Annotated in this window: 26 protein-coding genes; 16 read left to right on the top strand and 10 right to left on the bottom strand. The window is 68.3% G+C overall.

Features of this window, described 5'->3' with window-relative positions; translation table 11 throughout:
- Nucleotides 1-4: 4 nt before the first annotated feature.
- Genes AU198_RS15730 through AU198_RS15740 form a run of 4 tightly spaced genes read right to left on the bottom strand, consistent with a single transcriptional unit; the run spans nt 5 to nt 3,126 of the window.
- Nucleotides 5-1,075, bottom strand: coding sequence for a M42 family metallopeptidase (locus tag AU198_RS15730; RefSeq protein WP_064349085.1), 1,071 nt, complete (start codon nt 1,073-1,075; stop codon nt 5-7).
- A 58-nt stretch (nt 1,076-1,133) separates the two neighbouring features.
- The gene (locus tag AU198_RS25825; protein ID WP_082691050.1) at nt 1,134-1,361 is read right to left on the bottom strand and encodes a hypothetical protein; all 228 of its coding nucleotides are present in this window, start codon (nt 1,359-1,361) and stop codon (nt 1,134-1,136) included.
- A gap of 22 nt (nt 1,362-1,383) precedes the next feature.
- On the bottom strand, nt 1,384-2,841 hold the full coding sequence (locus AU198_RS15735) for a protein adenylyltransferase SelO (RefSeq protein WP_064349086.1): 1,458 nt from the start codon (nt 2,839-2,841) through the stop codon (nt 1,384-1,386).
- A 30-nt stretch (nt 2,842-2,871) separates the two neighbouring features.
- Nucleotides 2,872-3,126 carry an ANTAR domain-containing protein gene (locus AU198_RS15740; protein ID WP_064349451.1) on the bottom strand — a complete coding sequence of 85 codons (255 nt, stop codon included), beginning with the start codon at nt 3,124-3,126 and terminating at the stop codon, nt 2,872-2,874.
- 194 nt (nt 3,127-3,320) lie between these two features.
- On the opposite strand from AU198_RS15740, the gene AU198_RS15745 reads away from it, so the two are divergent.
- From AU198_RS15745 to AU198_RS15765, 5 genes are all read left to right on the top strand, one after another.
- Nucleotides 3,321-4,214, top strand: a complete 894-nt coding sequence (locus AU198_RS15745) for a mycobacterial-type methylenetetrahydrofolate reductase (RefSeq protein ID WP_064349088.1) — start codon at nt 3,321-3,323, stop codon at nt 4,212-4,214.
- A gap of 65 nt (nt 4,215-4,279) precedes the next feature.
- Nucleotides 4,280-8,176: an ATP-dependent RNA helicase HrpA gene (gene hrpA, locus AU198_RS15750; protein WP_064349090.1), complete on the top strand. Its 3,897-nt coding sequence runs from the start codon at nt 4,280-4,282 to the stop codon at nt 8,174-8,176.
- 48 nt (nt 8,177-8,224) lie between these two features.
- Nucleotides 8,225-9,031 carry a glutaminyl-peptide cyclotransferase gene (locus AU198_RS15755; RefSeq protein WP_064349092.1) on the top strand — a complete coding sequence of 269 codons (807 nt, stop codon included), beginning with the start codon at nt 8,225-8,227 and terminating at the stop codon, nt 9,029-9,031.
- A 37-nt stretch (nt 9,032-9,068) separates the two neighbouring features.
- Nucleotides 9,069-10,070, top strand: coding sequence for a tocopherol cyclase family protein (locus tag AU198_RS15760; protein ID WP_064349093.1), 1,002 nt, complete (start codon nt 9,069-9,071; stop codon nt 10,068-10,070).
- Nucleotides 10,071-10,105: 35 nt separating this feature from the next.
- Nucleotides 10,106-11,239: an FAD-dependent oxidoreductase gene (locus AU198_RS15765; RefSeq protein WP_064349095.1), complete on the top strand. Its 1,134-nt coding sequence runs from the start codon at nt 10,106-10,108 to the stop codon at nt 11,237-11,239.
- Here the strand turns inward: AU198_RS15765 and lipE are convergent.
- The 4 genes from lipE to AU198_RS15785 form a co-directional block, all read right to left on the bottom strand.
- Nucleotides 11,225-12,463, bottom strand: a complete 1,239-nt coding sequence (gene lipE / locus AU198_RS15770) for a lipase LipE (protein ID WP_064349096.1) — start codon at nt 12,461-12,463, stop codon at nt 11,225-11,227. The two genes, AU198_RS15765 and lipE, sit on opposite strands and share 15 nt — an antisense overlap.
- The gene (locus AU198_RS15775) at nt 12,460-12,942 is read right to left on the bottom strand and encodes a peroxynitrite isomerase (protein WP_064349097.1); all 483 of its coding nucleotides are present in this window, start codon (nt 12,940-12,942) and stop codon (nt 12,460-12,462) included. Before AU198_RS15775 ends, lipE begins: the two co-directional genes overlap by 4 nt.
- A gap of 9 nt (nt 12,943-12,951) precedes the next feature.
- A complete protein-coding gene (locus tag AU198_RS15780) occupies nt 12,952-13,440 on the bottom strand; it encodes an Rv1352/Rv1906c domain-containing protein (protein ID WP_197416125.1) in 489 nt (162 codons plus the stop codon).
- Between the two features lie 100 nt (nt 13,441-13,540).
- Nucleotides 13,541-13,939: a heme-binding protein gene (locus AU198_RS15785; protein ID WP_064349099.1), complete on the bottom strand. Its 399-nt coding sequence runs from the start codon at nt 13,937-13,939 to the stop codon at nt 13,541-13,543.
- A gap of 295 nt (nt 13,940-14,234) precedes the next feature.
- Between AU198_RS15785 and AU198_RS15790 the strand changes: the two genes are divergently transcribed.
- Together AU198_RS15790 and AU198_RS15795 are read left to right on the top strand one after the other, a co-directional pair.
- Entirely contained in the window at nt 14,235-14,654 is a 420-nt protein-coding gene (locus tag AU198_RS15790) for a VOC family protein (protein WP_064349101.1), read from the top strand.
- Entirely contained in the window at nt 14,651-15,517 is an 867-nt protein-coding gene (locus AU198_RS15795; protein ID WP_502689296.1) for a rhomboid family intramembrane serine protease, read from the top strand. The genes AU198_RS15790 and AU198_RS15795 overlap by 4 nt, the downstream gene beginning before the upstream one ends.
- Nucleotides 15,518-15,522: 5 nt before the next feature.
- Here the strand turns inward: AU198_RS15795 and AU198_RS15800 are convergent, their stop codons facing one another.
- On the bottom strand, nt 15,523-17,433 hold the full coding sequence (locus tag AU198_RS15800) for a potassium transporter Kup (protein ID WP_064349103.1): 1,911 nt from the start codon (nt 17,431-17,433) through the stop codon (nt 15,523-15,525).
- 87 nt (nt 17,434-17,520) lie between these two features.
- Between AU198_RS15800 and AU198_RS15805 the strand changes: the two genes are divergently transcribed.
- Entirely contained in the window at nt 17,521-18,351 is an 831-nt protein-coding gene (locus AU198_RS15805; protein ID WP_064349456.1) for a hypothetical protein, read from the top strand.
- Here AU198_RS15805 and AU198_RS15810 read toward each other — a convergent pair.
- Nucleotides 18,344-19,003 carry an O-methyltransferase gene (locus AU198_RS15810; protein WP_064349104.1) on the bottom strand — a complete coding sequence of 220 codons (660 nt, stop codon included), beginning with the start codon at nt 19,001-19,003 and terminating at the stop codon, nt 18,344-18,346. The two genes, AU198_RS15805 and AU198_RS15810, sit on opposite strands and share 8 nt — an antisense overlap.
- 54 nt (nt 19,004-19,057) lie before the next feature.
- On the opposite strand from AU198_RS15810, the gene AU198_RS15815 reads away from it, so the two are divergent.
- The 8 genes from AU198_RS15815 to AU198_RS15850 all read left to right on the top strand — a co-directional run bounded on the left by AU198_RS15815 (nt 19,058) and on the right by AU198_RS15850 (nt 26,655).
- The gene (locus tag AU198_RS15815) at nt 19,058-20,023 is read left to right on the top strand and encodes a DUF4129 domain-containing protein (protein WP_064349105.1); all 966 of its coding nucleotides are present in this window, start codon (nt 19,058-19,060) and stop codon (nt 20,021-20,023) included.
- Entirely contained in the window at nt 20,020-20,505 is a 486-nt protein-coding gene (locus AU198_RS15820; RefSeq protein WP_064349106.1) for a hypothetical protein, read from the top strand. The genes AU198_RS15815 and AU198_RS15820 overlap by 4 nt, the downstream gene beginning before the upstream one ends.
- Nucleotides 20,502-21,467, top strand: coding sequence for an AAA family ATPase (locus AU198_RS15825; protein WP_064349107.1), 966 nt, complete (start codon nt 20,502-20,504; stop codon nt 21,465-21,467). The genes AU198_RS15820 and AU198_RS15825 overlap by 4 nt, the downstream gene beginning before the upstream one ends.
- Nucleotides 21,464-22,714: a DUF58 domain-containing protein gene (locus AU198_RS15830; protein WP_064349108.1), complete on the top strand. Its 1,251-nt coding sequence runs from the start codon at nt 21,464-21,466 to the stop codon at nt 22,712-22,714. Before AU198_RS15825 ends, AU198_RS15830 begins: the two co-directional genes overlap by 4 nt.
- A 32-nt stretch (nt 22,715-22,746) precedes the next feature.
- A complete protein-coding gene (locus AU198_RS15835; RefSeq protein WP_064349457.1) occupies nt 22,747-23,133 on the top strand; it encodes a hypothetical protein in 387 nt (128 codons plus the stop codon).
- Between the two features lie 89 nt (nt 23,134-23,222).
- Nucleotides 23,223-24,242: a DUF222 domain-containing protein gene (locus AU198_RS26670; RefSeq protein ID WP_064349110.1), complete on the top strand. Its 1,020-nt coding sequence runs from the start codon at nt 23,223-23,225 to the stop codon at nt 24,240-24,242.
- Nucleotides 24,243-25,078: 836 nt separating this feature from the next.
- Entirely contained in the window at nt 25,079-26,383 is a 1,305-nt protein-coding gene (locus tag AU198_RS15845; RefSeq protein WP_064349113.1) for an MFS transporter, read from the top strand.
- Nucleotides 26,380-26,655: a hypothetical protein gene (locus AU198_RS15850; protein WP_064349114.1), complete on the top strand. Its 276-nt coding sequence runs from the start codon at nt 26,380-26,382 to the stop codon at nt 26,653-26,655. Before AU198_RS15845 ends, AU198_RS15850 begins: the two co-directional genes overlap by 4 nt.
- The last annotated feature ends 4 nt before the right edge of the window (nt 26,656-26,659 follow it).

Raw genomic sequence — 26,659 nt, forward strand, 5'->3', positions numbered from 1 at the left:
CCGCTCACACGCCGCGTCGCAGGAATTCGGCGAGCACGGCGGCCATGTCCGGAATCGCCTGCTGCGCAATGACTTCGTAGCCGTGCGTGCTGAGTGTGGGCAGGCACAGCAGACCGGCCCTCGGCGTGAGCCCGCTGGCCTTCGCGTGTGAAGCGTCGGATTCGAATGCGCCGAGCACCGCGGGCTGAGGTGACAAGCCGAGGTCGGTAGCGGCCTCGAGGAGCGCATCGGCCACCGACTTGTCGTAGATGGTCTCGGCGTCGCTGTATGCCACGATCGGGCCGCCGCTGCAGGAGGTCCCGTACTCCGCTTCGGTCGGACCCACCTCCAACGCCAGCGTCAGGTCACCGGGCAGCGTGCGGCTGGCGTAGGAGCCCCCGACACCGCCGACCTCCTCGGCGGTCGTGAACACCAGATAGGTGTCGCGTGCCGGGCGCGCGTCGCTCGGAGCCAGCCGGCCGGCGACATCGAGCAGCGCGGTCACCGCGGCGCGATCGTCCATGAAGTAGCACCCGAGATAGTCGGGGCCGACGTCGATGAGCGTGCGCTTGCTTCGGTGGACGCATGCGCGCGTACCCGCTCTGATGCCCGCCTCGGCCAGCTCCTCGGGGGTGTGGCCGGTGAAGACGTAGACGTGAAGCCAGTCGAGCGCCTGATCACCCTGGTCCGGTTTCGTCTCCCAGATCTGCTGACTCTCTTTGGTGGTGTGCTCGGAGCCGAGGGTGAGCACGCCGCACACCGTCCGCTGGTCACCGAGCAACGCGACCGGCCCGAGGCCGAAGTTGCCCGGATACATCGTGCCCAGCGGTGTCATGTGCAGGGTGCCGTCGGACTCGATCCGCTTGACGAGCATCGACAGCTCGTCCAGGTGGGCCATCACCCGAGCCGGCTGGGCCTCGCGGTCCTCACCGCGGAGCAGGCCGATCAGATTGCCTGCCTCGTCGACCCACATCTCGTCGACGTGCGGCTCCAACTCGCGGCGGCACACCTCGCGCACGTCATCTTCCTGACCGCAGGGGCCGTACGCATGGAGCAGTTCTTGCAGCAGGTCACGGCGCAGGGTTTCGTCGGGCATAGATCTTGAATTGCCGACACCGCGTCGGCCTAACCTTCGGCAGACCGGCCGACGCGCCTCAGGCCACCGGCGGATGCGGATACGGCGGCGGGACCGGCACGCACAACCCCGTGCTGGTGTCCAAGGCCTTTCCGTCGACGCAGAACGATGCGCAACCATAGATGACGCCCGTCTGCCCCGGCGGGCAGCAACAGTTGCCCGGCTGGGCCGCGGCGACGACGGGGGACACCGGTACGGCCAGTGCGGCCGCGAAGAGCCCCGCGATCAGTGACCGTCGCAAAGTCATGAGGGCAGTCTAAGTGCGTGCCTCAGGTCCCACAGAAGGTTCGGTACTTCCCGAAATCCTCGGGTGCGGGCTCGGCGTACCGCTGCAGACCGGGACGCTCGTCGTACGGCGCGGTCACGGCGTCCAGCAACTGGTACAGCGGGTCGAGATCCCCTGCGGTCGCGGCGGTCAGCGCCTCCTCGACCAGATGGTTGCGAGGGATGTAGATCGGGTTGGCACGATCCATCACCGCCGCGTCGGGCCGCAACGCGTGCCACCGTGACAGCCACTCGTCGAACGCGGCCAGGTCGAGGAACAGGCCACGCGCGGGCTCGTCGTCGCCGCGGGCCGCATGCCCGAGGTGGCGGAAGAACGACGTGAAGTCGACGTGGCTCTGATGCAACTGTGTGATCAGGTCGTTCATCAACGGCACCGCGATCTCCTCCGGGGTGTCCGTCAGCCCGAGTTTCGCGCACATGCCCGCAGACAACGCGTCCTGGAACTTGGGCGCGAAACCACCCAGGCTGCCCTCGGCGATGGCGATCGCCTGCTGTTGGTCGTCGGCGAACAATGGCAGCAGCGCCTCGGCCAGCCGGGCCAGGTTCCACACCGCGATCGCCGGCTGGTTGCCGTAGGCGTATCGGCCCCACGAGTCGATCGAGCTGAACACCGTCTCGGGGTCGTAGGCCTCCATGAACGCGCAGGGCCCGTAGTCGATGGTCTCTCCGGAGATCGTCATGTTGTCGGTGTTCATCACGCCGTGGACGAAGCCGACCAGCATCCACTTGGCGACCAGCGCCGCCTGCACCGCGATCACCGACTCGAACAACGCGACGTACCGGTTGCCCGCCTCGGCGGCCTGCGGGTTGTGCCGCTCGATCGCGTGGTCGGCCAGGCGCCGCAGCACGTCCACGTCACCAGTGTTGGCGGCGTACTGGAAGGTGCCGACGCGCAGATGGCTGCGGGCCACCCGGGACAGCACCGCACCGGGTAGCGGCGTCTCGCGCTGCACCTGGCGGCCGGTCGCGACCACGGCCAGCGAGCGGGTGGTCGGGATCCCCAGCGCGTGCATCGCCTCGCTGACGATGTATTCGCGCAGCATCGGGCCGACGGCGGCCAACCCGTCGCCGCCGCGGGCGAATGGCGTCGCGCCGGACCCCTTCAGATGCAGGTCACGAAGCTCTCCGAAAGTCGTCGTGAGTTCGCCGAGCAGGAGCGCGCGGCCGTCGCCCAACCGGGGGACATATCCGCCGAACTGGTGACCGGCATAGGCCTGCGCGACCGGGTTCGCACCGTCGGGAATCTGCGTGCCGACCAGCAGCCGCAGGCCGTCGGCGCTGCGCAGCCACTCGGCGTCGATGCCGAGTTCGGCCGCCAGGGGTTCGTTGAGGACGAGCAGCCGCGGGTCGGGCGCCGATTCGGCCTGCCAGCGGACCGCCAGCTCGGGTAGGTCGCTGGCGTAGCGGTCGGCGAAGGTGACGGCGGTCGGTGCGATGCTCACCCTTTCCACAGTACGAGCGGCACCCGCCCGTCAGCCGACGGCGAAACGCTCCGGCGTTCCCAACAGCACACCCCACTCGGCAAGCACCGCGGCCCGCGCCGCCGCATTCAGGCATTCCGCTTTACCGCCCGCGGCCGTGACGAGCGCGTCGGCGAGCGTGAACAGCGGCACCCGATGCTGTTGCGCCGCGCGGACGATCTCGCGGAACGCCTCGTCGACCGTGCAATGGCGAAGCGCGATGAGAACACCTTCTGCGGTGTCCAGGCATTGTCGTCCGGGTGTCATGGCTCCGTTGATACCGATGCCGGCCGGTAGCCAGGTGATCAAACGCTGGGAAACGGCTGCGAGCCTTCGAGCGCCGGAGCCGAAATGGGTCTGGACGGCGCTGTCTGTATGGTGAGGCTTCCTGGCGAGCGCGGATAGTGGTCAGAGAGGACCTGCCGCGCGCGGGAAGTAACCGTCGGATGAGGAGCAGCTCGGTGACGCTGAACACCATCGCGCTCGAACTCGTGCCGCCGAACGTCGAGCGTGGGCACGAGCAGGCGTTGGAAGACGCGCAGAAGGTGCTGCGATGCTCCGCCGAAACGGGTCTCGACGGCCGCATCCGCCACGTGATGATCCCCGGCATGATCGAGGAGGACGACGACCGTCCCATCGAGATGAAGCCCAAGATGGATGTGCTCGACTTCTGGGCGATCATCACCCCCGAGCTGTCCGGGATGAACGGGCTGTGCACCCAGGTCACCGCGTTCATGGACGAACCGACGTTGCGTCGGCGGCTGACCGACCTGTCCGGCGCCGGGTTCGACGGCATCGCGTTCGTCGGGGTGCCGCGCACGATGAGTGACGGCGAGGGCACCGGGGTCGCCCCGACCGATGCGCTGTCGATCTACTCCGACCTGGTGCCCAACCGCGGCGCGATCCTCATCCCCACCCGCGACGGTGAGCAGGGCCGCTTCCGGTTCAAGTGCGATCAGGGCGCCACCTACGGGATGACCCAGCTGCTGTATTCCGACGCGATCGTCGGGTTCTTGCGCGACTTCGCCGAGGAGACCGACCACCGCCCGGAGATCCTGCTGTCCTTCGGGTTCGTGCCGAAGCTGGAGAGCAAGGTCGGCCTGATCAACTGGCTGATCCAAGACCCGGGCAACCCGGCCGTCGCCGCCGAGCAGGAATTCGTCAAGAAGCTCGCCGCCACCGAGCCGGGGGAGAAGCGCAAGCTGATGGTCGACCTGTACAAGCGGGTCATCGACGGAGTCGGCGACCTTGGTTTCCCGCTCAGCATCCACCTCGAGGCCACCTACGGCGTGTCGGTTCCGGCGTTCGAAACATTCGCCGAGATGCTCGACTACTGGGCGCCCGACAAGCCCTGACGGTTAGGTCCCCGACCGCGAAGCCGACCTGCCGACCTCCTGACCGGACGCCTATCCTGGCCGGAGTGTCGGGCCCCTCTGTCGCGCAGCTCCGCAAGCGCCTCGACGGGCTGACGATCCGCGATGCGGCCCGGTTCGGCAGACGACTGCGCCAACTCCGCGACGCGAGCCCGGAGAAGGTCGGCAAACTCGCCGAACAGATCGCTGCGGCCGAGGGACTCGTCGCGACCCGCCTCGCCGCGGTGCCGACGATCACCTATCCCGACTTGCCGGTCAGTGAGCGCCGCGACGAGATCGCCAAGGCGATAAAAGAGCACCAGGTGGTGATCGTCGCGGGGGAGACCGGTTCGGGGAAGACGACCCAGCTGCCCAAGATCTGTCTCGACATCGGCCGCGGCATACGCGGCACGATCGGGCACACCCAACCGCGACGCCTGGCCGCCCGCACCGTCGCCCAGCGCATCGCCGACGAGGTGGGCAGCCCGCTCGGCGACACGATCGGCTACACGGTGCGCTTCACCGACCAGGCCGGCGACCGCACCCTGGTCAAGCTGATGACCGACGGCATCCTGCTCGCCGATATCCAGCGGGACCGCCGGCTGTTGCGCTACGACACGCTGATCCTCGACGAGGCCCACGAGCGCAGCCTCAACATCGACTTCCTGCTGGGCTATCTGCGCGAGTTGCTGCCCCGCCGACCCGATCTCAAGGTCATCGTCACCTCCGCGACGATCGAACCGGAGCGCTTCGCTGAGCACTTCGCAGGTGCACCGATCGTCGAGGTGTCGGGCCGCACGTATCCCGTCGAAATACGATATCGCCCTTTGGAACTCACAGTTCCTATCGACGAGACCGATGACCCCGACGATCCCGACCACGACGTGGTGCGTACGCAGACGCGCGACCAGACCGAGGCGATCGTCGACGCCATCGCCGAGTTGGAGCACGAGCCGCCGGGTGACGTGTTGGTGTTCCTGTCCGGCGAGCGCGAGATCCGTGACACCGCAGAAGCCCTGCGCGGCTCGAGGAATACCGAAGTGCTCCCGCTGTACGCGCGGTTGCCGACGGCCGACCAGCAGCGTGTGTTCGCACCGCGCCACACCGGGCGCCGCATCGTGCTCGCGACCAACGTCGCCGAGACGTCGCTCACGGTGCCCGGCATCCGCTACGTCGTCGACCCGGGCACCGCCCGCATCTCGCGCTACAGCCGCCGAACCAAGGTGCAGCGGCTGCCGATCGAGCCGATCTCCCAAGCATCGGCGGCGCAGCGGGCCGGGCGGTCCGGGCGCACCGCACCGGGGGTGTGCATTCGGTTGTACTCGCAGGAGGATTTCGCGGCGCGACCGCGCTACACCGAGCCGGACATCCTGCGGACCAACCTGGCGTCGGTGATTCTGCAGATGGCGGCGCTCGGGTTGGGCGAGATCGAGACCTTCCCGTTCCTGGACCCGCCGGACCGGCGCAGCATCCGCGACGGTGTGCAGCTGTTGCAGGAACTCGGCGCATTCGATGCCAGCGGCGCGATCACCGATGTGGGTCGCAGGCTCGCGCAGCTTCCCGTCGATCCGCGCCTGGGCCGCATGATCCTGCAGGCCGACACCGAGGGTTGCGTGCGGGAGATCCTGGTGCTGGCCGCGGCGCTGTCGATCCCTGACCCTCGGGAGCGCCCCGCCGACCGCGAGGACGCCGCGCGCCAGAAGCACGCCAGGTTCGCCGACGAGCACTCGGATTTCGTGTCCTACCTCAACCTCTGGCGATACCTCGGTGAGCAGCGCAAAGAGCTGTCGGGCAACGCTTTCCGCCGGATGTGCCGTGACGAGTTCCTGCACTATCTGCGGATCCGGGAGTGGCAGGATCTCACCGGGCAGTTGCGCAGCATCGCGCGCGACCTCGGAATCAGGGAGTCCGATGAACCCGCCGACCCGGCGAGCGTGCACGCGGCGCTGCTGGCCGGGCTGCTGTCGCACATCGGGCTGCGCGACGGCGACGGCCGCGAATATCAGGGCGCGCGCAACACCAAGTTCGTCCTGGCGCCCGGTTCGGCGCTGACGAAACGCCCGCCGCGATGGATCGTCGTCGCCGACCTCGTCGAAACCAGCAGGCTGTTCGGCCGCATCGGGGCCCGCATCCAACCCGAAGTGGTCGAGCGCATCGCGGGCGATCTCGTGCAGCGCACCTACAGCGAACCGCACTGGGACGCGCAGCGCGGTGCGGTGATGGGCTACGAGCGGGTGACCCTGTATGGGCTGCCGCTGGTCCCTCGTCGACGGGTCGGCTATTCACAGGTCGAACCGGACCTGGCGCGCGAGTTGTTCATCCGGCAAGCATTGGTCGAGGGCGACTGGCAGACGCGGCACCACTTCTTCCGCGACAACGCCCGTCTGCGCGAGGAGCTCGAGGAACTGGAGGAGAGGGCCCGCCGACGCGACCTGCTGGTCGGCGATGAGGAGATCTTCGCGTTCTACAACGCCCGCATCCCGTCGGATGTGGTGTCCGCGAGGCATTTCGACGCGTGGTGGAAGAAGCAGCGCCACATCACGCCCGAGTTGCTCACATTCACCCGCGACGATCTGCTGCGTACCGAGGACGCGGCCGACGGCCAGCCGGACGCGTGGCGGGCCGGTGATCTGGCGCTGCCGCTGAGCTACCGCTTCGAGCCGGGCGCCGAGGACGACGGTGTGACGGTGCACGTACCCCTGGAGGTGCTGACCCGGCTCGGTGGCGACGAATTCGCCTGGCAGGTCCCGGCTCTGCGCGAGGAGCTGATCACCGCACTGATCCGGTCGCTGCCGAAAGCGTTGCGGCGGAACTTCGTTCCCGCGCCGGACGCCGCGCGTGCCGTGCTCGCGGCGATCACGCCTGGCGCGGAACCGCTGCTCAAGGCCGTGCAGCGCGAATTGCACCGCCGCACCGGTGTGCTGGTGCCGATCGACGCGTTCGACCTCGACAAGCTGCCATCGCATCTGCGCGTCACCTTCGCCGTCGAAAGCGCCGACGGCACCGAGCTGGCGCGCGGTAAGGACCTCGACGCGTTGCAGCACGAACTCGCCGCGCCGGTGCGGCGCGCGGTCGCCGACGCGGTGGCAGGCGGCCTGGACCGCACCGGATTGCGGACGTGGCCCGAGGATCTCGACGAGGTACCGCGGAGCGTCGAGCGCACCCTCGGCGGCCACACCGTGCGTGGATATCCGGCGCTGGTCGATACGGGAGACTTCGTCGACCTGCATGTGTTCCCGACCGCCGCCGAACAACAGGCGTCGATGGGGCCCGGCACCCGCAGGTTGCTGCGCCTCGCGGTGCCCTCACCTGTGAAAGCCGTTGAGCGGCAATTGCAGCCGCGCACCAAGCTCGTGCTCGGCGCCAACCCCGACGGATCCCTGCAGGCGCTGCTCGAGGACTGCGCCGACGCCGCGACCGATCTGCTCGCGCCCGCCCCGGCGTGGACACGCGAGGAGTTCACCGCGCTGCGCAACCGCGTCGCCGCCGACCTGGTGCCGACGACCAACGGAATCGTCACCCGCGTGGAGAAGGTGCTCGCGGCGGCGCACGACGTCGAGGTGGACCTACCGACGGCGCCGTCCGCCGCGCAGGCTGATGCGCTCACCGACATCCGCGCACAACTGGACCGGTTGTTGCCACGCGGCTTCGTCGCCGCCACCGGAGCCGCACACCTGGCCGATCTGAACCGCTATCTCCTGGCCATAAGCAAGCGCCTGGAGCGGCTGCCGCACGGGCCCGCCGCCGACCGCGAGCGGATGGACCGCGTGCATGCCGTGGAAGACGCGTACGACGAGCTGGTCTGCGCGTTGTCGCCCGCGCGCACCGCCGGTGCCGACATCCGCGACATCGGTCGGCAGATCGAGGAGCTGCGCGTCAGCCTGTGGGCGCAGCAGCTGGGCACTCCGCGCCCGGTCAGCGAACAGCGCATCCACCGCGCGATCGACGCGGCGCTGACCCGCTGAGCCCTATAGCCGCACACGACGCCCGCCGATCCGGTAGGCATTAGCCCTATGTATGCCTCGCTGGTCCGGCGCGCGGCCGCCGTTCTGCTCGCAGTCGCGGCGGTGTCGTGTGGTGGCCCGTCACCGACCGCCCAGAGCGACACACCCACTCCGTCTGGACCCGCGCCGGTCATCAAACCTGTTGTGTTCGAGGAGATTCCACATGACGTCACGGCGTGGACACAGGGACTCGAGCTCGACGGGGGTACCCTGTACGAAGGCACGGGCATCGCGGGAAGGTCGCAGCTGCGCGAGCTCGACCCGGCTACCGGCGCGGTGCGGCGCGCCGCACCCGCCCCGAACAACTACTACGGCGAGGGCATCACGGTCGTCGGCGACCGCATCTGGGAGCTGACGTGGCGCGACGGGGTGGCCGTCGAATGGGACAGGGCCACCCTGACCCCGGTGCGGGAGGCCCCCGTCGACGGGGAGGGTTGGGGCCTGTGCCACGACGGCGACCGGCTGATCCGCAGCGACGGCACCGACCGGCTGCGATTCCACGATCCGGCGACATTCGCCGAGACCGGCTCGGTGGCCGTCACCCGCGACGACGAGCCGCAGCGCGATCTCAACGAGTTGGAGTGCGTCGACGGCCAGGTGTGGGCCAACGTCTGGCACTCCGACCAGATCGTGCGGATCGACCCGGCGACGGGGCGGGTCAACGCCGTCGTCGACGCCGCCGGGTTGTGGCCCGGTCAGGGCGAGGACTCCGAGAAGGTGCTCAACGGCATCGCGCACGTCGACGGCGACGAATACCTGCTGACCGGCAAGTTCTGGCCGTCCATGTACCGGGTTCGGCTCGACCCGCCGAGCTGAGGGTTTGCGCCGGGGCCGAACCGTCAACGTAGCGATCATGACCGCTCTCGACACCACCAGGGACACGACGAGGCTCGTCGCCGGGCCCATCGCCGGCGCTTATCGGCGCACCGGCGCCGATCTGCCCTTCAGCGACCCGCTGACCTCGCACGGCACCGAGATGGAGGGCTGGTTCTGGCGCATGACCGACGCCGCGTCGGGACGCGTCGTGGTGGCGTTGTTCAGCGTCAACAAGCATCCCGACGGCGACTGGGCAACCACCGCGGTGGCTTTGCACCCGGGCGAGCGGGTGTACAGCGCGGCGCTGGACGGCGCCCGTGCCGGGGCGGAGCCGTTTCGGCTCGACGCGGACGACGGACGGTTTCACGCGACCTACGACCGGCTGCGCGCCGAGCTTCCCGGCGTGCGCGTGGACATGCGGTTCGACGACCCGGTCCGCTGGCCCAAGGCGCTGGCCGGCGGCGGGCTCGCCTCAGTCGTCCCCTTCCTCAACCAGTACTGGCATCCGTACCGGCTCGGCGGATCCGCCAGCGGCACCGTCGAATTCGACGGTGAGCGATGGGAGTTCGACCGCGCCAAGCTCTACACCGAACGCAACTGGGGTGCGGGGTTCCCGCAACGGTGGTGGTGGGGGCAGGCACACGACTTCGGCGACGCCGACGTCTCGGTGGCCTTCTCCGGCGGCCTGCTTGCACTCGGACCGCTCAAACAGGACGTGGCAGGCGTCGTGGTCCGGCTCGGAAACAAGGTGCTGCGGTTGACCCCGCCGACGGCCTGGGTACGCTCTGACATCGGCAACGGCACCTGGACCCTGCGGGCGACATCGCTTCGTTACCAGGTCGAATTGCACGGCGACGGAACGCATCTCGATCCGCACGTGCTTCCGGTGCCACTGCCAGCCGAGCGGCGCAACGTCGACACCGACTTCGAACACCTCGCCGGCAGGTTGCGCTGCGTGGTCAAGGATTTCGGTCGGGTGATCTTCGACGGCGAGTCCGAGATCGCGGGTCTGGAGGTCGGCAGCCTGCCCGGTGACTAAGGTGACCGAATGCGACTCGGCAGGATCGGCGGGCGGTGACCCGCCCGCGGGTGGTCGTTGCGGGCCTCGGCGACAGCGGTGTGCTGACCGCGATCAAGCTTGCGCGGCACGCCGACGTCGTCGGTGTCTCCGCCAAACCGGGGCTGCTCAGCGGGCAGGAACTCGGCATGCGCATCAGCAGGCCGCAGGACTGGGCTCGCTACAACTGGATTCCGTTCCACCGGTTCCGCGGACTCGACCACGTTCGCACCGTGCATGGCACACTGACCGGGCTCGAGCCGTCGGCGCAGAAAGTGCTCGTCGAGACCGCCGACGGCGGCGCGGTCGCCGAACCCTATGACGCGCTGGTGATTTCGACGGGCGTCAGCAACGGCTTCTGGCGGCGGCCGCATCTGCAGACGGCCGACGAGATCACCACCGAACTCGATGCGGCGCACCAGCGGCTGGCGTCCGCGCGGTCGGTGATCGTCATCGGCGGGGGCGCGGCCGCCGTCAGCAGCGCGGCCAACCTGGCCAAGGCGTGGCCCGACAAGCGCGTCGACCTCTACTTCCCTTCCGAGCGCGCGCTCGTGCACCACCACCCGCGGGTTTGGCAGCGGATCAGCCGTCAACTGGCGGAACTCGGCGTCGGCCTGCATGCGGGCCACCGCGCGGTGCTCCCGGACGGGTTCGGGTGCGATGAGATCACCGATGCACCCGTGCAGTGGAGCACCGGGCAGCCGGCGTCGACGGCCGACGCGGTGCTGTGGGCCATCGGCCGGGTCTCGCCCAATACCCAGTGGCTGCCGCCCGAGTTGCTCGACGAGCAGGGTTTCGTGCGCGTCACCCCCGAACTCCGCGCGCCCGGGGCCCCCGGGGTATTCGCGGTCGGCGACGTCGCGGCGACCGACCCGCTGCGAAGCTCGGCCCGCAACCGCGCCGACGGGCTACTCGCCCACAACATCCGCGCCCACTTCGCAGGCAAACCGCTGCGCGCCTATCGGCCCGCGAGCCGGCGGTGGGGTTCGGTGCTCGGCCCGCAGGCCGACGGCCTCGAGGTGTTCACGCCGAAGGGTCAGGCGTTCCGCTTCCCCGGGTGGTCGATCGATCGCGTGCTGATGCCGTGGATCGTGTGGCGCGGTTTCTACCACGGCGTGCGGCCGGACCCGTCGAACTCAGTTTCGCCGTAGTTCGGACGTGATCGTGTCCAGCAGGGCACCGTAGCGGTTGGCCTCGCGGTGCGGGCCGGGCTTGCCGCTGCTGATCACCCCCGCGGCGAGCCGACGCTGCGGATCCGCCCACACGGCGATGTTGGTCAGACCCGTGTGCCCGAATGCGGCGGGGGCACCGCGACCGAACGGCCCGAACCGTTTCGACCCGAGCATGAAGCCGGTGCCCCAGCGCAGCGGGGCCAGCCCGACCGCGACGTCGGGTCGCAGCCGCCGGGCCTCCGCGGTCGCGTTGCGCAGCGTCTCGGGTGCAACGATGCGCACCCCGTCGAGTTCGCCGCCCCGGCGCAGCATTTCGGCGAACCGCGACAGCTCGAAGGCCGTGGATACCGTGTTCGACGACGGCAGCACGCTGGTGAGGTACTGGGGGCTGTTCGAGAACGGGATGATCTTGTACAGCGAGCCGCCGACCGCCAACCGGAACACCGTGGCGGCGGGCTGGGGCAGCTCCTTGCCGGTGGCATGGCTCGGTGCGACCAACGGAACATCGTGTGCCGCAACGCCGTAATTCGTCCACCGAAAACCCAGTGGTTCGAGGATCTCGGTGGCCAGGATGTCGCGGATGTTGCGTCCGGCCGCCGCGCCGACGATCTCGCGGACCAACGGTCCCCAGGTCAGTCCGTGGTAGACGTGCACGAGCCCCGGCCGATACAGCGGTTTGAGTTCGCCGAGTTTCTCCCGGGTGTATTCGCTGTCATCCATGCGGCGCAGGTCCGGTCGGGGGCCGGTGTGGATCGGGATGCCCGCACTGTGGGTCATCACGTGCCGGATCGTGGTGCGGTGCTTGCCGTGGCTGGTGTAGCTGGGCAGATATTCGCAGACGCGGTCGTCGAGAGAGAAGACGCCCCTCTCGACGAGCATGTGCACGACCGTCGTCGTGATCGCCTTGGCCGCCGAATACGCGCAGAACGGCGTTTCGGTGGTGACGGGGATCTTCTCCGCATCGGGGGGATCGGCGGGACCGTTGCCCCATCCGTGCCCGATCGCGCGGTTCAGCACGACCTTGCCATTGTGGCGCAGGCATATCTGGATCGCGGGGTGCATCCCGGCCGCATACCAGTGGCGAGCGGCCTGCCAGATGCGCTCGATCGCCATGGGGTCGACGTCGGAGTGGTCTTCCTCGCCGACCGCGGTCACGTCGGCGAGATCGTCGGGCACTCGTATCCTGCCGTCGGCTGCCGTCATTCGGCCGTCCTGTGCAGCGTCGCGCCGAGATGATGTTGCAGGGGCAGGCCCATCGCCGCCATCCGCAACGAGTAGACCAGTTCGTCGCCATCGACCCGAATCGAACGACCGAGCGCGGCAACGTTTTTCGCGGTGGAAGTGAGACCGATCGAGGTCGCGGTCAGTTCGAGCTCGATGCACGCGCGCTCGACTACGAGGGTGCCCTCCTCGATCTCGGTGATCCCGTTCGGATGGGCCAACACCCATTCGGCGCGGCCGGGCGACGGCACCCGCAGAAAGCCCGTCTCGGCATGCAAAGGCCGGCCATCGTCGGCGGTGGTCTTCTGGCGGTATGTCAGGAACGGTTTGCCGACGTGGTCGAACGCGATCTGCTCGGTGTAACCGAACGGTTCGATCGTCGGATATTCGCCCGCGCCGCGGCCGGACCAGACGCCCAGCAGTGGGTGCAGCACGGCGATGTCGGGGTGGAGCTCGACCACACCGCCAGGCTAGCGGGGGCCGCCGCTCAGGACGCCCTTGCCGATGAACGACCCGAGTTGGGCCAGCAGGTCGGTGGGGGAGGCCTGCGGCGGTGGTGCGGCGTTCGTCTGCTGCCACGGCTGGCAATCTCGCGTCGTGAACGCGGTGTCGGTCGCCTCGATGCGCACCACCTGGGGCTTCTTGGTGAGTGCGTTGTCGGGGACCTGGTCGTTGTTGTCCCGCTTCCAGTAGCAGGCGCCGCCGTCGACGGGACCCGCCGACGAGTACGTACCCGGCAGAATTTCGGTGCCGACCCTGTAGGTGCCGTCCTTGTCGATGGAGGTCAGCGGCCCGGCGGGGGGCGGTCCCGGCGTACTGGACGGGCCTGGGGCGGCCGACGGTCCCGGGGCCCCCGGATCTGGATGGTGCGGCTCGTCCGGTTGGGCCTGCGCGACACCCAGCCCGCCGAGGGCGAGCAGCGCCGTCGCGGCAACGGCGGCCAGTCGCGGCAAAGTCATGCGAGCCAGTCTAAACGGACAGCGGGCCTGGGAAAGCAAAAACCCGTCGCCGCAGCGGGGAGCTGCGGCGACGGGCTCTGTTCGATGGAGTCGACCGGACTCAGCCGGCCATGAACTCGTCGTAGGCCGACGCCAACTCCGGAGGCAGCGCCGAGATGTTGCAGGTGCGCTGCACGTCGCCGATCGGCGCGAGGATGCCACGCAGGTCGTAGTACTCCTGCGGGTTGGCGTTGAAGTACCCGCGCAGCGTGGCCGACGCTTCGTTGCGAGGCTGGCTGAACGCGGTGGTCACGGCCTGGTTGGCACCCGGATGGCTGTCCAGGTACGTACGGGCCGCACCCGTCACATTGCTGACGGTGCCGGACACGGCGCTTGCGCTGCAATCCGGTGCGGCCATCGCCGACGGCGCGGCGATGGTTGCTGCGGCGAGGCCGCCGAGCAGGCTGGCGGCACAGGCGCCGGCGATCTGCCGGCGCGCGGCGATACCACGAATCTTCATATCGTTTCTTTCCTTCACTGCGTTTGTCGCTGATTCCCCCGTCCCCGAAAACCAAGGTACCCATGGCAAATGCGGACAAACGCCGGAGCAGGACGCGGAATCGAACCACACGCAGGCGTTACACCGCAGCGGCGTGATCTGTACCGCAATTTCGGCCGAATTCGATAAGCGCGCAACCAGAAATTTCGAGAACTCTGAGAATTTGCTGCCGATATTTAATTGATCGTGATCTGCATGGTGACCGAATTGTTATCCACGCCTATGGGCGGAGGCGTCGAACAGGAGCCTTGAACATATGGTGGTCCTCGTGAAGCTGGACCTGCTGAGCCCCGGTGTCGAAGTCGGACTCGTCACCACGAACCGAGACGAGATGGTCGCCTTCTACGAAGGATTTCTCGAACTCGAGCCCCAAGGCGAGATCGAATTCCCCGGCGGTTCGCAGCGGCGGTACGCGCTGGGCGGCAGCGTGGTCAAGCTCGTCACCTACGAGACACCGCCGCCGCAACCGGTTGCGGCCGGAGGCGGCAGGGCACAGGCGGGGATCCGGTACTTCACGGTGGGGGTGAAGAACCTGCGCGGCATCGCCGAGGAATTCGCCGCCTCCGGGTACGACGTCGTCGAACCGTTGACCGAGTTCGCGCCGGTGCCGGGGATGGGCTGGATGTTCGTCGCCGACCCGGACGGCAACTGGATCGAAATGTTCGGAACGCTGTGACCGGCTTCCAACCCCTGCCGACCCCGCCGGTGGCGCCGACGTGCTACCGCCACCCCGACCGGGTGACCTATGTCCGCTGCGCGCGGTGCAACCGCTACATCTGCGCCGAATGCATGCGTGACGCGGCGGTCGGGCATCAGTGCGTGGAATGCGTGAACGCCGGCGCCCAACAGGTGCGCCAGGTGCGGACCCAGTTCGGCGGGGTGCCATCGGACAAGCCGATGGTCACCTACGTGTTGATCGCCGCGAACGTGGTCATGTTCGCGCTGCAGATGGCGGTGCCCGGTCTGCAGCGCGAACTCGTGCTGCAATCCTTCCCCGTCGCTGATGGGGAGCTGTACCGCCTGCTGACGTCGGCGTTCCTGCACTACGGGGCCGCCCACATCCTGCTCAACATGTGGGCCCTCTACGTGGTCGGCCCGCCGCTGGAGGCGGCGCTGGGCCGGTTGCGGTTCTCAGCCCTGTACCTGCTGAGCGCGCTCGGCGGATCCGTGCTCGTCTATCTGCTGTCCTCGCCGGTCGCGCAGACCGCGGGAGCGTCGGGCGCGGTGTTCGGGCTCTTCGGAGCGATATTCGTGGTGGGCAAGCGGTTGAACATGGACGTGCGGTGGGTGGGCGCGATCATCGCGATCAACCTGGCCTTCACGTTCATCATCCCGCTGGTGAGCTCGCAGAACATCAGCTGGCAGGGCCACATCGGGGGCCTCGTCACGGGCGCCGCGATCGCAACGGCGTACGTGTACGCGCCGCGTGGCTCGCGCAATATGGTCCAGGCCGGGGCCAGTGCGGCAGCTCTGGTGGTCTTCGCGGCCCTGATCTGGTGGCGTACCGCCGATCTGCTGGCGTCCCTCGGCCTGGCCTGAACTTCTTAGAGCTGGATGCGGGAGCCGACGATCACGGTGCGGTCGAGCGGCAGGCCGAAGTGCGCCGCGGCGTCGGCGGTGATGTGCGAAGTCGCGATGAACAGTCGTTTGCGCCACGGCGCCATGGTCGGGGCGTCGCCGGGAGAAATTTCGAGCTTGGACAGGAAGTAGGACGCGGTGGCCAGGTCGACCGGGCCCTCGGTGTCCGCGGGGTCGAGCAGGGCCAGGGCCCGCGGCACGTTGGGCCGTTCCATGTAACCGAACCGCGCGACGACGTGGACGATCCCGTCCCGGGTGTAACCGAGGTCGTCGTGCGTCACCCGCTCGGCGTCGGGCACCCGCGGCACTGTCTCGGTCTCGACGGACACGATCAGCACGTGCTCGGCGAGGACGCGGTTGTGTTCGACATTGGTCCGCATGGCCAGCGGTGCGGTGTGCATGCTGCGGTTCAGGAACACGGCGGTGACCGGTATCCGAATCAGCGGCGGTTCGCGGTTCGGCAGGCCGGCGACGAATTCGCGCAACGGGCCTTCGGCGCGTTCCCGTGCGGCGGTGATGACCACGCGGCCGCGCTGCCAGGTGGTCATCACCGTGAACGCGGCGACAGCGATGGTCAGCGGTAGCCACGCGCCGTGCACCAGCTTGGTGAGGTTGGCGCCGAAGAACATCAGGTCGACCACCAGCAGCGCGCCCGCGCCGGGCACCACCGCCCACAGCGGCCACCGCCACCGCGTGCGCGCGTAGTAGAAGAACAGCGTCGTCGTGATCGTGATGGTGCCCGTCACCGCCATTCCGAACGCGTAGGCCAGCGACGCCGAACTACGGAAGGCGAAAACCAGGATCAGCACTCCCAGCAGCAAGGCGCCGTTGATCCACGGCACGTAGATCTGCCCGATGGTGGACGCCGAGGTGTGCTCGATGCGCAGCCGCGGCAGGTAACCGAGGCGGGCGGCCTGCGAGGTCACCGAGAACGCGCCGGTGATGACGGCTTGCGAGGCGATCACCGTCGCGGCGGTGGCCAACAGCACCAACGGAATACGCGCCCACTCCGGTGCCAGCAGGAAGAACGGGGCGGCCACCGTCGACTCGTCGCCCAGCACCAGCGCGCCCTGACCGAAGTAGCTCAGTGTGCAGGCGGGCAGGACAAGGCCGAGCCACCCGAAAGTGATTGCCCGCCTACCGAAGTGGCCCATATCGGCGTAGAGCGCCTCGGCTCCCGTCACCGCCAGCACGATCGCCGCCAGCGCGAAGAACCCGAAGTGGAAGTGTTCGGTGATGAACGTCAGGGCGTAGGTCGGCGACAACGCCTTGAGGATCTCCGGATGCCCGGCGATGCCGCGCACCCCGCACAACCCGATCGAGACGAACCACAGGATCATCACCGGGCCGAAGAACCGCCCGATGGTTGCGGTGCCGCGACGTTGCACCGAGAACAACGCGACGATGATCACCGCGGTGACCGGTACGACGAAGTCCGCCAACTCCGGGTCGATCACCTTGAGGCCCTCGACCGCGGACAGCACGGAGATCGCCGGCGTGATCATGCTGTCGCCGAAGAACAGCGCGGCGCCGAACAGACCCAAAGCGGCCAGCGCCGCCGTCACCCGCCGTCCGCGCCGGCCGGTCCACCGGCGCAACAGCGTGATCAGCGCCATGATTCCGCCCTCGCCGTGGTTGTCGGCCCGCATCACCAGCGTCACGTAGGTGAGCGTCACGATGATCATCACCGACCAGAAGATCAGCGAGACGACGCCGTAGACGTGGCTGTGCGCGACGGGTACCGGATGCGGATCGTGCGGGTTGAACACCGTCTGGATGGTGTAGATCGGGCTGGTGCCGATATCGCCGAACACGATGCCGAGCGCGGCGATCACCACGGCCGGGCGCAGCGACGTTGTACCCGGCCCTGCCCGCATCCGATGATCATGGCCGAGTGGGGGACCTGTTCGCGGCCCTTCTCCGCGGATGGGCACGCAACCGCGCGGTTTTGGGAGGATGAGGTCGTGGCCGACGACGCGCTCGACGAACTGTATGCCGCCAAGCTCGAGGACTTCACCGCGCTGCGTACCAGGTTGGCCGGCGAGGCCAAGAAGCGTGGCGACGCGGAGGCGGCCAAGCGGATCTCGGCCGCGCGGAAACCGACGACCGCTGCGTGGGTGGTCAACCGGCTCGCGCTCGGCGACGACGACGTCAAACAACGCCTGAAGAGTCTCGGTGAACGGTTGCGTGACGCACACGCGGCGATGGACGGTGAGCGGATCCGGGAGCTGTCCACCGAACAGCGCCGGCTGGTCAACGATATGACCCGTACCGCGTTCGAGGAGGCTGAGCTCAGAAGCCCGACCGGAGCGTTGCGCGACGACGTCACCGGCACGCTGCAGGCCGTTGTCGCCGACCCCGACGTCGCGGATCGGCTCGGCAGGTTGACCAAGGCCGAAGAGTGGTCCGGTTTCGGCGAGTTCGGAGACACCGCAATCGTTTTCAGCCCGACCACGAAACGCAAACCCAAGCCTGGACCCGAGCCCGAAGCCGCAGAGCCGAGCGACGATGGTCGCGACGGCAAGGACGCGGAGGCGCGCAGACAACGGCAGCGGGCCCGCGCCGAACTGGCCGCCGCCGAGCGCACCAAGGCCGAAGCCGACGACGCACTGGCCGAACTACAGTCCGATCTGGCGGCCGCCCGTCTGCGGCACCAGGACGCTGGACGCCGGTTGCAGGAAGCTGAGCAAGGGCTGGCCGCGGCCGAGGATGCCTACGACAAGGCCAAGCAGGTCGGCCGGGATGCCGCCGCCGCGGTGAAGGAGGCCAAGACGCGCCTGCGGCGCGTTAAGTGATTGCTCGGCAACTGATCTCCATGCTGTCACTCTCCCGCGCCGGGATGGGGACGCTGACGTAGCCGTTCGCCGGGTCACGGACGTAGTCGAGGTAGGGGACCAGTTCGTCCATCGACGTGTTGTCCGCGACGACCAGCGCACCGGGCGTCAGGCGTGGTTCCAGCAGCTCGAGCACCGGCACATACAGCTCCTTCCATCCATCCAAGAGGACGAAATCGACTGTCCCGGCGAGGGTTTGCAAGGTATGCAGCGCATCGCCTGCGAGCACCGTGATCACGTCGTCGAGTCCGATGTCGACGAACGTCTTGGTCGCGGCGGCGACCTTTGCGGCGCTCAGCTCGGTGGTGACGACGCGGCCCCTGCCGTTGTCCCGCACCGCCGCGGCCAGGTGGATCGCGGAGAGGCCGAGGGACATGCCGAACTCGACGACGGTGGCAGGTCTACTCGCCCGCACCAGCGCGTACAGCAATCGGCCCGCTTCCGGCGTCACCGGCAGATAGAACTCACTGAGAGCGTCGGCGCGCTCCTGCGGAGTGGCCTCCGACAGGCGGGCGAAGTCGGCGCGCCGCAGTGCCTCCATCTGATACCGCGCCTCGGCGTACATCCGGTCGATCGCCCCGGCGACGCGGGACTGATGCAGTGTGATGGTCATAGTCGTCGAACGTATCGGGCCGACGGCCATTCGTGTCAGGATGACCACAGGGCCATGGGAAGTTCCGGCACGTCGACTGGACGCGTGATCGCGGTGATCGCGCTCATGGTGCTTGCGGCTTGGGCGTTGCGTGGATACGTCCCTGGCGTCGAGCGAACCGCCGAACAGGTGCAGCAACGCCAGAGCAATCCGCTGGCGCTGGCGGCGGTCATAGTGCTGCTGTGCGCGGCGGTGGCGATCATCGGTTTCGCGGTCATCGTGCGGATGCGGGACAAACGGCCGCTCCCAGCGCCGGCCGGGAGTCTGCCTCGGGACCGACGGCCCGGCGACCGGCCGTCGTGGCGGTTCACGCTCGTCGCGCTGGCGGCGCTCATCGGGTTGGTGCTTCTGGTCGCACTGCTGTCGCGGCTTTCGCTACCGGTGCCAACCGAAGAGGCGCCGCCGGCCGTCACACCCGACGCTCCTGCTTCCGGCGATCCCGGCGATCCCGTCCCGCCGCGTCCCGTCGAGGACGACGCCGCCGACGGCAACGTCGTGAACTACCTGATCCCCCCGATGCTTCTGTTGATGGCGCTGATCGTCGTCGGGACTGCGGTCGCATCGCGGCGACAGGCGCGCCCCCCGACCTCATCCGCCTTCGGCGAGGCGGTCGACGAACCGGCGGCACCTGCGAGTGCGGCATCGCTCGCCAGGGCCGCCGAGGTCGGGCTCGCCGAGATCGGCGACCTGAGCCGTGAACCGCGGGAGGCGATCATCGCCTGCTACGCCGCGATGGAACGCGAACTGACGCGGGTACCAGGGGCGGCGCCGCAGGCGTACGACACCCCAACCGAGGTACTCGCACGTGCGGTCGCCAGCGGGGCGTTGCGTTCCGACAGCGCCACCGAACTGGTCGAGTTGTTCGAAGAGGCGCGATTCTCGCCGCACGTGATGAACGAGCAGCACCGTGACGCCGCGGTGCGGGTGCTCAACCGCGTGCTGACCGAGCTACCCGAACGCACATCGGGTGTGGCGTCGTGAGAAGGCTTGCGGCAGCGGCGCTTCTGTTTGTGGCAGGCGCGGAACTGATCGCGGTCGCCAGCCGTGACCGTGAGCTGATCTTGATCGTTTCCGGCGTCGCGTTGGCGTTGGCGTTGCTCGGCTTGCGCTGGCAGCTGGCCCGCGAGGCTGAATCCAGTGACGTCCAAACACCTTCCGACGATGCCGCTGAGTCGCTGCGCCGCTGGCGGTCGCGCACCGAGACGCTGATCAGCCGTGCCGAGGCCACCCGCACCGACTGGGACCGGCACTTGCGGCCCATGCTCGCGCGGCAGTTCGAGCTGGCGACCGGCCAACGTCGTACCCGTAACCGCACGGCCTACCACGCCACCGGTGAGATGCTGTTCGGCCCGGAGCTGTGGGGTTGGGTCAACCCCGAGAACGTCGCCAAACGCGGGGCGGACGAACCCGGACCCGGCCGGGCGACTCTCGATGAGATCCTGCAACGGTTGGAGCGGGTATGACGACAGGACTGCCTGCGGCGGCCACCACCGCCAACTGCGAAGCGGTGCTCGACGAGATCGGGCGGGTGGTGGTCGGCAAACGTGGTGCGCTGGCGCTGATCCTGACGACCGTGCTGGCAGGCGGACACGTTCTGATCGAGGACCTACCGGGCCTGGGCAAGACGCTCATTGCGAGGTCCTTCGCCGCGGCGCTCGGGCTGGAATTCAAGCGCGTGCAGTTCACTCCCGACCTGCTGCCCGCCGACTTGCTCGGGTCGACGGTGTACGACATGCAGTCGGGTCGTTTCGAATTCCGTCGCGGCCCGATCTTCACCAATCTGTTGCTCGCCGACGAGATCAACCGCACACCACCCAAAACACAGGCGGCGCTGCTCGAGGCGATGGCCGAGAGCCAGGTGAGCATCGACGGCGCGACGCACCCGCTGCCCGCCCCGTTCATCGTCCTGGCGACCGACAATCCGATCGAATACGAGGGCACCTATCCGCTGCCCGAGGCTCAGCTCGACCGCTTCACGATCCGGCTCGAACTGCGGTACCTCTCCGAACAGGAAGAGGCGTCGATGTTGCGTCGCCGCCTCGAGCGCGGCTCTGCCGAGCCCACGGTCAACCGGGTGGTGGACGCGCACGATCTCGTCGCGATGCGTGAGTCGGTGGAACAGGTCACCGTGCACGACGACGTGCTGCGCTATGTGGTGTCGTTGGCCGCCGCCACCCGGAACCACCCGCAGATCGCGGTCGGCGCCAGTCCCCGCGCCGAACTCGATATCGTCCAGCTGGCCCGCGCCCGCGCACTGCTGCAGGGACGCGACTACGTCGTGCCCGAGGATGTGAAATCGCTTGCCGTTCCGGCAGTTGCGCACCGGATCACGTTGCGGCCGGAGATGTGGGTGCGACGAGTACGGGGCAGCGATGTGGTCGACGAGCTACTGCGGCGGCTACCGGTGCCGCGGACCGACCCGTGACCGAGAACCGCTGCACCGAGGCCGAGTTACGTTGGCGCGCTTCACCTCTGGCCCAGACGCTGCTGACCTGTGCCGCGGTCGCCATGGCTTTGGCGGTTCTCGGGTCACGTTGGGAGCTCATCGCGTTCGCCGCACCACTGATCGGGGTGCTGTGCTCAGTCGCGTGGCAGCGAGAAGTTCCCACGGTGCGCGTGTGCGCCGATCCCGGCACCCACCGATGCTTCGAAGGTGAGCCGGCGCGCGTCATGATGTGGGTGGAGGCAGACGGCGAGACGGCGAAACTGCTGAGCGGCACCGTCTCAGGGATGACGCTCGAGGTCGCCGAGGCGGGGAACGCGAGGCAAACGGTGGTGGCGACCGCGCGACGCTGGGGCCGCTATCCGCTGCAGGCACACTTGACGGTCGCTGCGCGCGGCGGTCTGGTCGAGGGGATCGGGAAGGTCGACGCCGCCGACGTCTTCGTGTTCCCGATGGCGCCGCCGCAGTCGACGGCGGTCCCGCGCACCGAACTGCTCGATCGCCTCGGCACCCACCTGACCCGCCACATCGGTCCTGGTGTCGAGTACGCCGACGTTCGCCGGTACGTGCCGGGAGATCAACTGCGAACGGTGAACTGGGCTGTCAGCGCGCGTAGGGGCAGCCTGCATGTCACCGAACGGTTGACCGACCGCGCCGTCGACGTGGTCGTGCTGATCGACAACTACGCGCAGCCGGCCGGCCCGGCGACCGAGGCCGCCGAGCGCACGGCGCGTGGTGTGGTGCAGGTGGTACAGAGCGCGTTGCGCAGTGGCGACCGGGCCGGCATCGTCGCGCTCGGCGATCGGCACCCGCGGTGGTTGGGCGCGGACATCGGCCGACGGCAGTTCTATCGGGTCCTCGATGCGATGCTCGGCGTAAGCGGTGGTTATGACACCACGTCGGGGACTCTGGCGCCGCGCGCGGCGGTGCCGCCGGGTGCGATCGTCGTCGCGTTCTCCACAATGCTCGACACCGAGTTCGCGCTGGCGTTGATCGACCTCTGCAAGCGTGGCCACACCGTCGTGGCGGTGGACGTCCTGCAGGGTGCGCCGTTCGAGGAGGGGTGCGACGCATTGGTGGCGCGGATGTGGGCGCTGCAACGCTCTTTCATGTATCGAGACATGGGCACCGTCGGCGTCGACATCGTGGCGTGGCGCGAGGGTGACACGCTCGACCAGGCCATGCAGCTGGTGCCCCAGCACCGCAGACCGGTGCGGAGGCGACGGTGAATCGCGCGCTGTCGACGGGGTTCGGTTTCGTCATGGTGGCTGCGGCCGCGCTATCCGCTGACGATATTGCGCTGGTGGTGTGTGGCGTTGCGGTGGTCATGGTGCTGCTGGGCAATGTGTTTCGAGTAGCTGCCACCTTGGCGGTGCTGTTGACGGCTGCGGCGATCGTGATGGCATCGGCGAGTCCGGTGTTGGCGGCGCTGTGCGGTTTGTCGGGTGCGGCGTATCTGGTGTTGCGGCATACCGCCGACGTCACCGTGCCGACTGTCGTGGGGGCACTGGGGTTTACAAGTATCGCTTTGACGGCGGTTCTGCTCTCACCGGAGTTGCCGTGGTTGCCGTTGGCGGCGCCGCTCGCGGTGTTGGCGGTCGTCGTGCTCGCGACGCGGCCGTTCTGGTTGAGCGCATCGGAGCGGTGAACCAGGCGCCACTCGACGCAGATGCGTGCCTACGCGCGCATTTCTGATGAGTCAACGCGGTGTCATACCCCGGTGGCATACTCGAACGCATGTTCGGATCGGAGTTTGGGGCTGCTGACGATGGGTCGGTGGTGGCGGCGATCCAGGAGTGCGCGCGCGCTGAGGCGGTGTGGGCCGCGCGGCGGTTGGCCGCCGTTGCGGAGTTGACCGCGCGCTACACCGAACCCGATGAGGAACGCGAGCATTTGGCCGTCGATGGGTGGCGGATGGCCTCGGCGGAGGTTTCAGCGGCGATGCGGGTCGGGGATCGGGCCGCATCGGGGCAGATGTGTATTGCGATGGCGCTGCGTGAGCGGCTCCCCAAGGTGGCGGCCCTGTTCGCCCGGGGGCAGTTGAGTGCGGCGATGGTGTCGGCGATTACCTGGCGCACTCAGCTGGTCGTGGATTCGCAGACCGCCGAGCGCATCGACACCGCGATTGCCGCGCGCGCCGGTGCGTGGGGGGTGTTGTCGGTGGCGCGGTTGGAAGCAGCCATCGATGCGGTGGTCGATCAGTACGATCCCGATGCGCGCCGGCGCCTGCGTGAGGCCGCCCGTAACCGTGATGTGCGGGTGGGCAAGCGCGATGACGTGACCGGCACGATGTCGTTGTGGGGCCGGTTGAGCACCGCTGATGGAGAACTGCTCGAGCGTCGGCTGGCCCAAATGGCCAGCCAGGTGTGCCCCGATGATCCGCGTACCACCGGGCAGCGGCGCTCCGAAGCGATCGGGGCGATCGCCGCGGGTGCTGAAGGTTTGAGTTGCCGGTGCGGCAACCCGCAGTGCCCCTCGCCGGGCACGACGATGCCCGCGCAGCCCACTTCCTCATCAACATCATCACTGACGCCACCACCGTTGACGCAGCACAAGCCGAAACCGCGCCAACACCAGCCGAAACCGCGCCAGAGCCGGCCGAACCCGCGCCAGCACAAGCCGAACCCGCCCCAGATCCGGCCGAAGCCGCAACCGGGCCAGAGACTGAGCAGCAGTCGCCGCCTGCGGCAGGCCCGCAGCCCGCCGAGCACCCGGCGCCCTCAACCAGGCCCAAGGCGCAGCCGCCTGCGGCGTTGATCATCGGTGGTGGGGTGATCCCGACACCATTGTTGGCTGAGCTGATCCGCAACGGAGCCAAAATCCAGCCGGTGCCCCAGCCCCAGACCGCCCCTGGCAATGGTTATCGGCCCTCGCCCACCACCGCGCGGTTTGTCCGGATGCGCGATATGACGTGTCGGTTCCCCGGATGCACGCGCCCAGCCGAGTTCTGCGATTTCGACCACACCACGCCCTATCCGGCCGGGCCCACCCATCCCTCCAACATCAAATGCCTGTGTCGAATTCATCACCTGCTCAAGACCTTTGGCGGGTGGGGCGATCAGCAGCACCCCGATGGGACCGTGCTGTGGACCGCACCCTCGGGGCGAACCTATCTCACCCACCCGGGGAGTCGATTGTTTTACCCCGGCTGGGACACCACCACCGCCACCCTGCCCACCATCACCCCACCCGCAGCGCGCGCCGACAAAGCCGCGATGATGCCGCGTCGACGACGAACACGAGCCCGACCGGCTCCAACGAATCACACGCGAACGCGCCCTCAACGCCCTCGACCGCCAGCGCAGCAGCAGGCCCACACCCGCGGCCACCCAACCCAGCAGACCCCCACCCGTCGACGACGCATACAACATCACCGTCGACGCCGGCATCCCCACCGCCGACCCCGACCCCCCACCGTTCTGACCAACTCGTCGCCTCGGCGAAGGCTGAAGGCGTCTTGACGAGGATGGGCCGTCTTGGGATGAACCAGTCCGGTCACTCGCGGACGGGGACCCAGCCCGATATCTTCTTGGGATCGCTTACCGGTCGGGTAAGCGAAATGCTCAGCGCAGCGCTTACTTTCGGGAGGTCGGATGCCAAGCGATGTGCGCAAGGCGGTCACGGGCGCGTCTATCGGAAACGCGGTCGAGTGGTTCGACTTCGCGATCTACGGCTTCCTGGCGACGTTCATCGCGGCCAACTTCTTCCCGGCGGGCAACGAGACGGCGGCGCTGCTGAACACGTTCGCAATATTCGCGGCCGCCTTCTTCATGCGGCCGCTCGGCGGATTCGTCTTCGGACCGCTGGGCGACAAGCTCGGCAGGCAACGGGTGTTGGCATTGGTGATCCTGCTGATGTCGGGAGCGACCGTACTCATCGGCGTGCTGCCCACCTACGCGTCGATCGGTGTCGCCGCGCCGCTGCTGCTTCTGCTCCTGCGTTGCCTGCAGGGCTTCTCGGCAGGAGGTGAATACGGCGGGGGCGCCGTCTATCTCGCGGAGTTCGCATCTGAACGCCGCCGCGGACTGACCATCACTTTCATGGCGTGGTCCGGCGTGCTGGGCTTCCTGCTCGGCTCCATCACCGTGACCCTGCTCCAGGCGCTGTTGCCCACCGAGGCGATGGAAAGCTACGGCTGGCGCATCCCGTTCCTGATCGCGGGCCCGCTGGGTCTCGTCGGCCTCTACATTCGGCTGCGCCTCGACGACACACCGCACTTCGCCGAACTCAGCAAGACCGACCGCGTCGTCGAGTCACCGCTGCGGGAGGCGCTCACGACGTCATGGCGGCCGATCCTGCAAGTCATCGGCATGTTCATCGTCTTCAACGTCGGCTACTACGTCGTGTTCACGTTCCTGCCGACCTACTTCATCAAGACGCTCCAGTTCTCCAAGACAGACGCGTTCCTGTCGGTCACGCTGGCCAGCCTCGTCGCGCTCATCCTCATCCTTCCGCTGGCCGCATTGTCGGACCGGATCGGCCGCCGTCCAATGCTGATCGCCGGATCGGTGGCCTTCGCGGTTCTCGGCTATCCGCTCTTCCTGCTGCTGAACTCCGGGTCGCTGGTCGCCGCGATCGCCGCCCACTGCGGACTGGCGGTCATCGAGTCGATCTACGTCTCCACCGCAGTGTCGGCGGGCGTCGAACTGTTCGCCACCACCGTGCGCTACAGCGGATTCTCGATCGGCTACAACATCTGCGTCGCCGGATTCGGCGGTACCACCCCGTACGTCGTCACCTGGCTGACCGCCGAGACCGGCAACGACCTCGCACCCGCGTGGTATCTGATCGTCGCCGCGGTCGTCTCACTCGCGACGATCATCACGCTACGAGAATCTGCAGGCCAACCACTCGCGCAGACCGCGGATCGCCAAGCCGAGACTAGGGTGGGTCCATGAAGCTTCGCGTGATGCCGTACGTCACGGTCGAGATCGACGATCGGTTGCGTCGCCGCGTGCGATCCGCCGGCGAGCGACTTCGCGTCAATGTGCGCGCTTACCTGTTGAGCGCTGCCGACGACGTCGACACGGCCAGCGACAAGGTCCGCGGTCTGTGTGACCGGGCGGTCGACCGCGTCGACACGGTCGTCGCCACCGTCAGCGACCGGATCGCCCCCGAACACGAGGCACCATCGCTGCGCGTGGTCGCCGGCGGCCGCGAGGCCAGTTAGCGCC

Origin of the sequence: Mycobacterium sp. GA-1199 (assembly GCF_001500045.1) — a bacterium.
Lineage (GTDB): Bacteria > Actinomycetota > Actinomycetes > Mycobacteriales > Mycobacteriaceae > Mycobacterium.

Coding starts and splice junctions, on each gene's coding strand:
- AU198_RS15730 (WP_064349085.1), bottom strand. CDS start 1,075: ATGCCCGACGAAACCCTGCGCCGTGACCTGCTGCAAGAACTGCTCCAT.
- AU198_RS25825 (WP_082691050.1), bottom strand. CDS start 1,361: ATGACTTTGCGACGGTCACTGATCGCGGGGCTCTTCGCGGCCGCACTG.
- AU198_RS15740 (WP_064349451.1), bottom strand. CDS start 3,126: ATGACACCCGGACGACAATGCCTGGACACCGCAGAAGGTGTTCTCATC.
- AU198_RS15755 (WP_064349092.1), top strand. CDS start 8,225: ATGTATGCCTCGCTGGTCCGGCGCGCGGCCGCCGTTCTGCTCGCAGTC.
- AU198_RS15760 (WP_064349093.1), top strand. CDS start 9,069: ATGACCGCTCTCGACACCACCAGGGACACGACGAGGCTCGTCGCCGGG.
- lipE (WP_064349096.1), bottom strand. CDS start 12,463: ATGACGGCAGCCGACGGCAGGATACGAGTGCCCGACGATCTCGCCGAC.
- AU198_RS15780 (WP_197416125.1), bottom strand. CDS start 13,440: ATGACTTTGCCGCGACTGGCCGCCGTTGCCGCGACGGCGCTGCTCGCC.
- AU198_RS15785 (WP_064349099.1), bottom strand. CDS start 13,939: ATGAAGATTCGTGGTATCGCCGCGCGCCGGCAGATCGCCGGCGCCTGT.
- AU198_RS15790 (WP_064349101.1), top strand. CDS start 14,235: ATGGTGGTCCTCGTGAAGCTGGACCTGCTGAGCCCCGGTGTCGAAGTC.
- AU198_RS15800 (WP_064349103.1), bottom strand. CDS start 17,433: ATGCGGGCAGGGCCGGGTACAACGTCGCTGCGCCCGGCCGTGGTGATC.
- AU198_RS15810 (WP_064349104.1), bottom strand. CDS start 19,003: ATGACCATCACACTGCATCAGTCCCGCGTCGCCGGGGCGATCGACCGG.
- AU198_RS15815 (WP_064349105.1), top strand. CDS start 19,058: ATGGGAAGTTCCGGCACGTCGACTGGACGCGTGATCGCGGTGATCGCG.
- AU198_RS15825 (WP_064349107.1), top strand. CDS start 20,502: ATGACGACAGGACTGCCTGCGGCGGCCACCACCGCCAACTGCGAAGCG.
- AU198_RS15835 (WP_064349457.1), top strand. CDS start 22,747: ATGGTGGCTGCGGCCGCGCTATCCGCTGACGATATTGCGCTGGTGGTG.
- AU198_RS26670 (WP_064349110.1), top strand. CDS start 23,223: ATGTTCGGATCGGAGTTTGGGGCTGCTGACGATGGGTCGGTGGTGGCG.
- AU198_RS15845 (WP_064349113.1), top strand. CDS start 25,079: ATGCCAAGCGATGTGCGCAAGGCGGTCACGGGCGCGTCTATCGGAAAC.
- AU198_RS15850 (WP_064349114.1), top strand. CDS start 26,380: ATGAAGCTTCGCGTGATGCCGTACGTCACGGTCGAGATCGACGATCGG.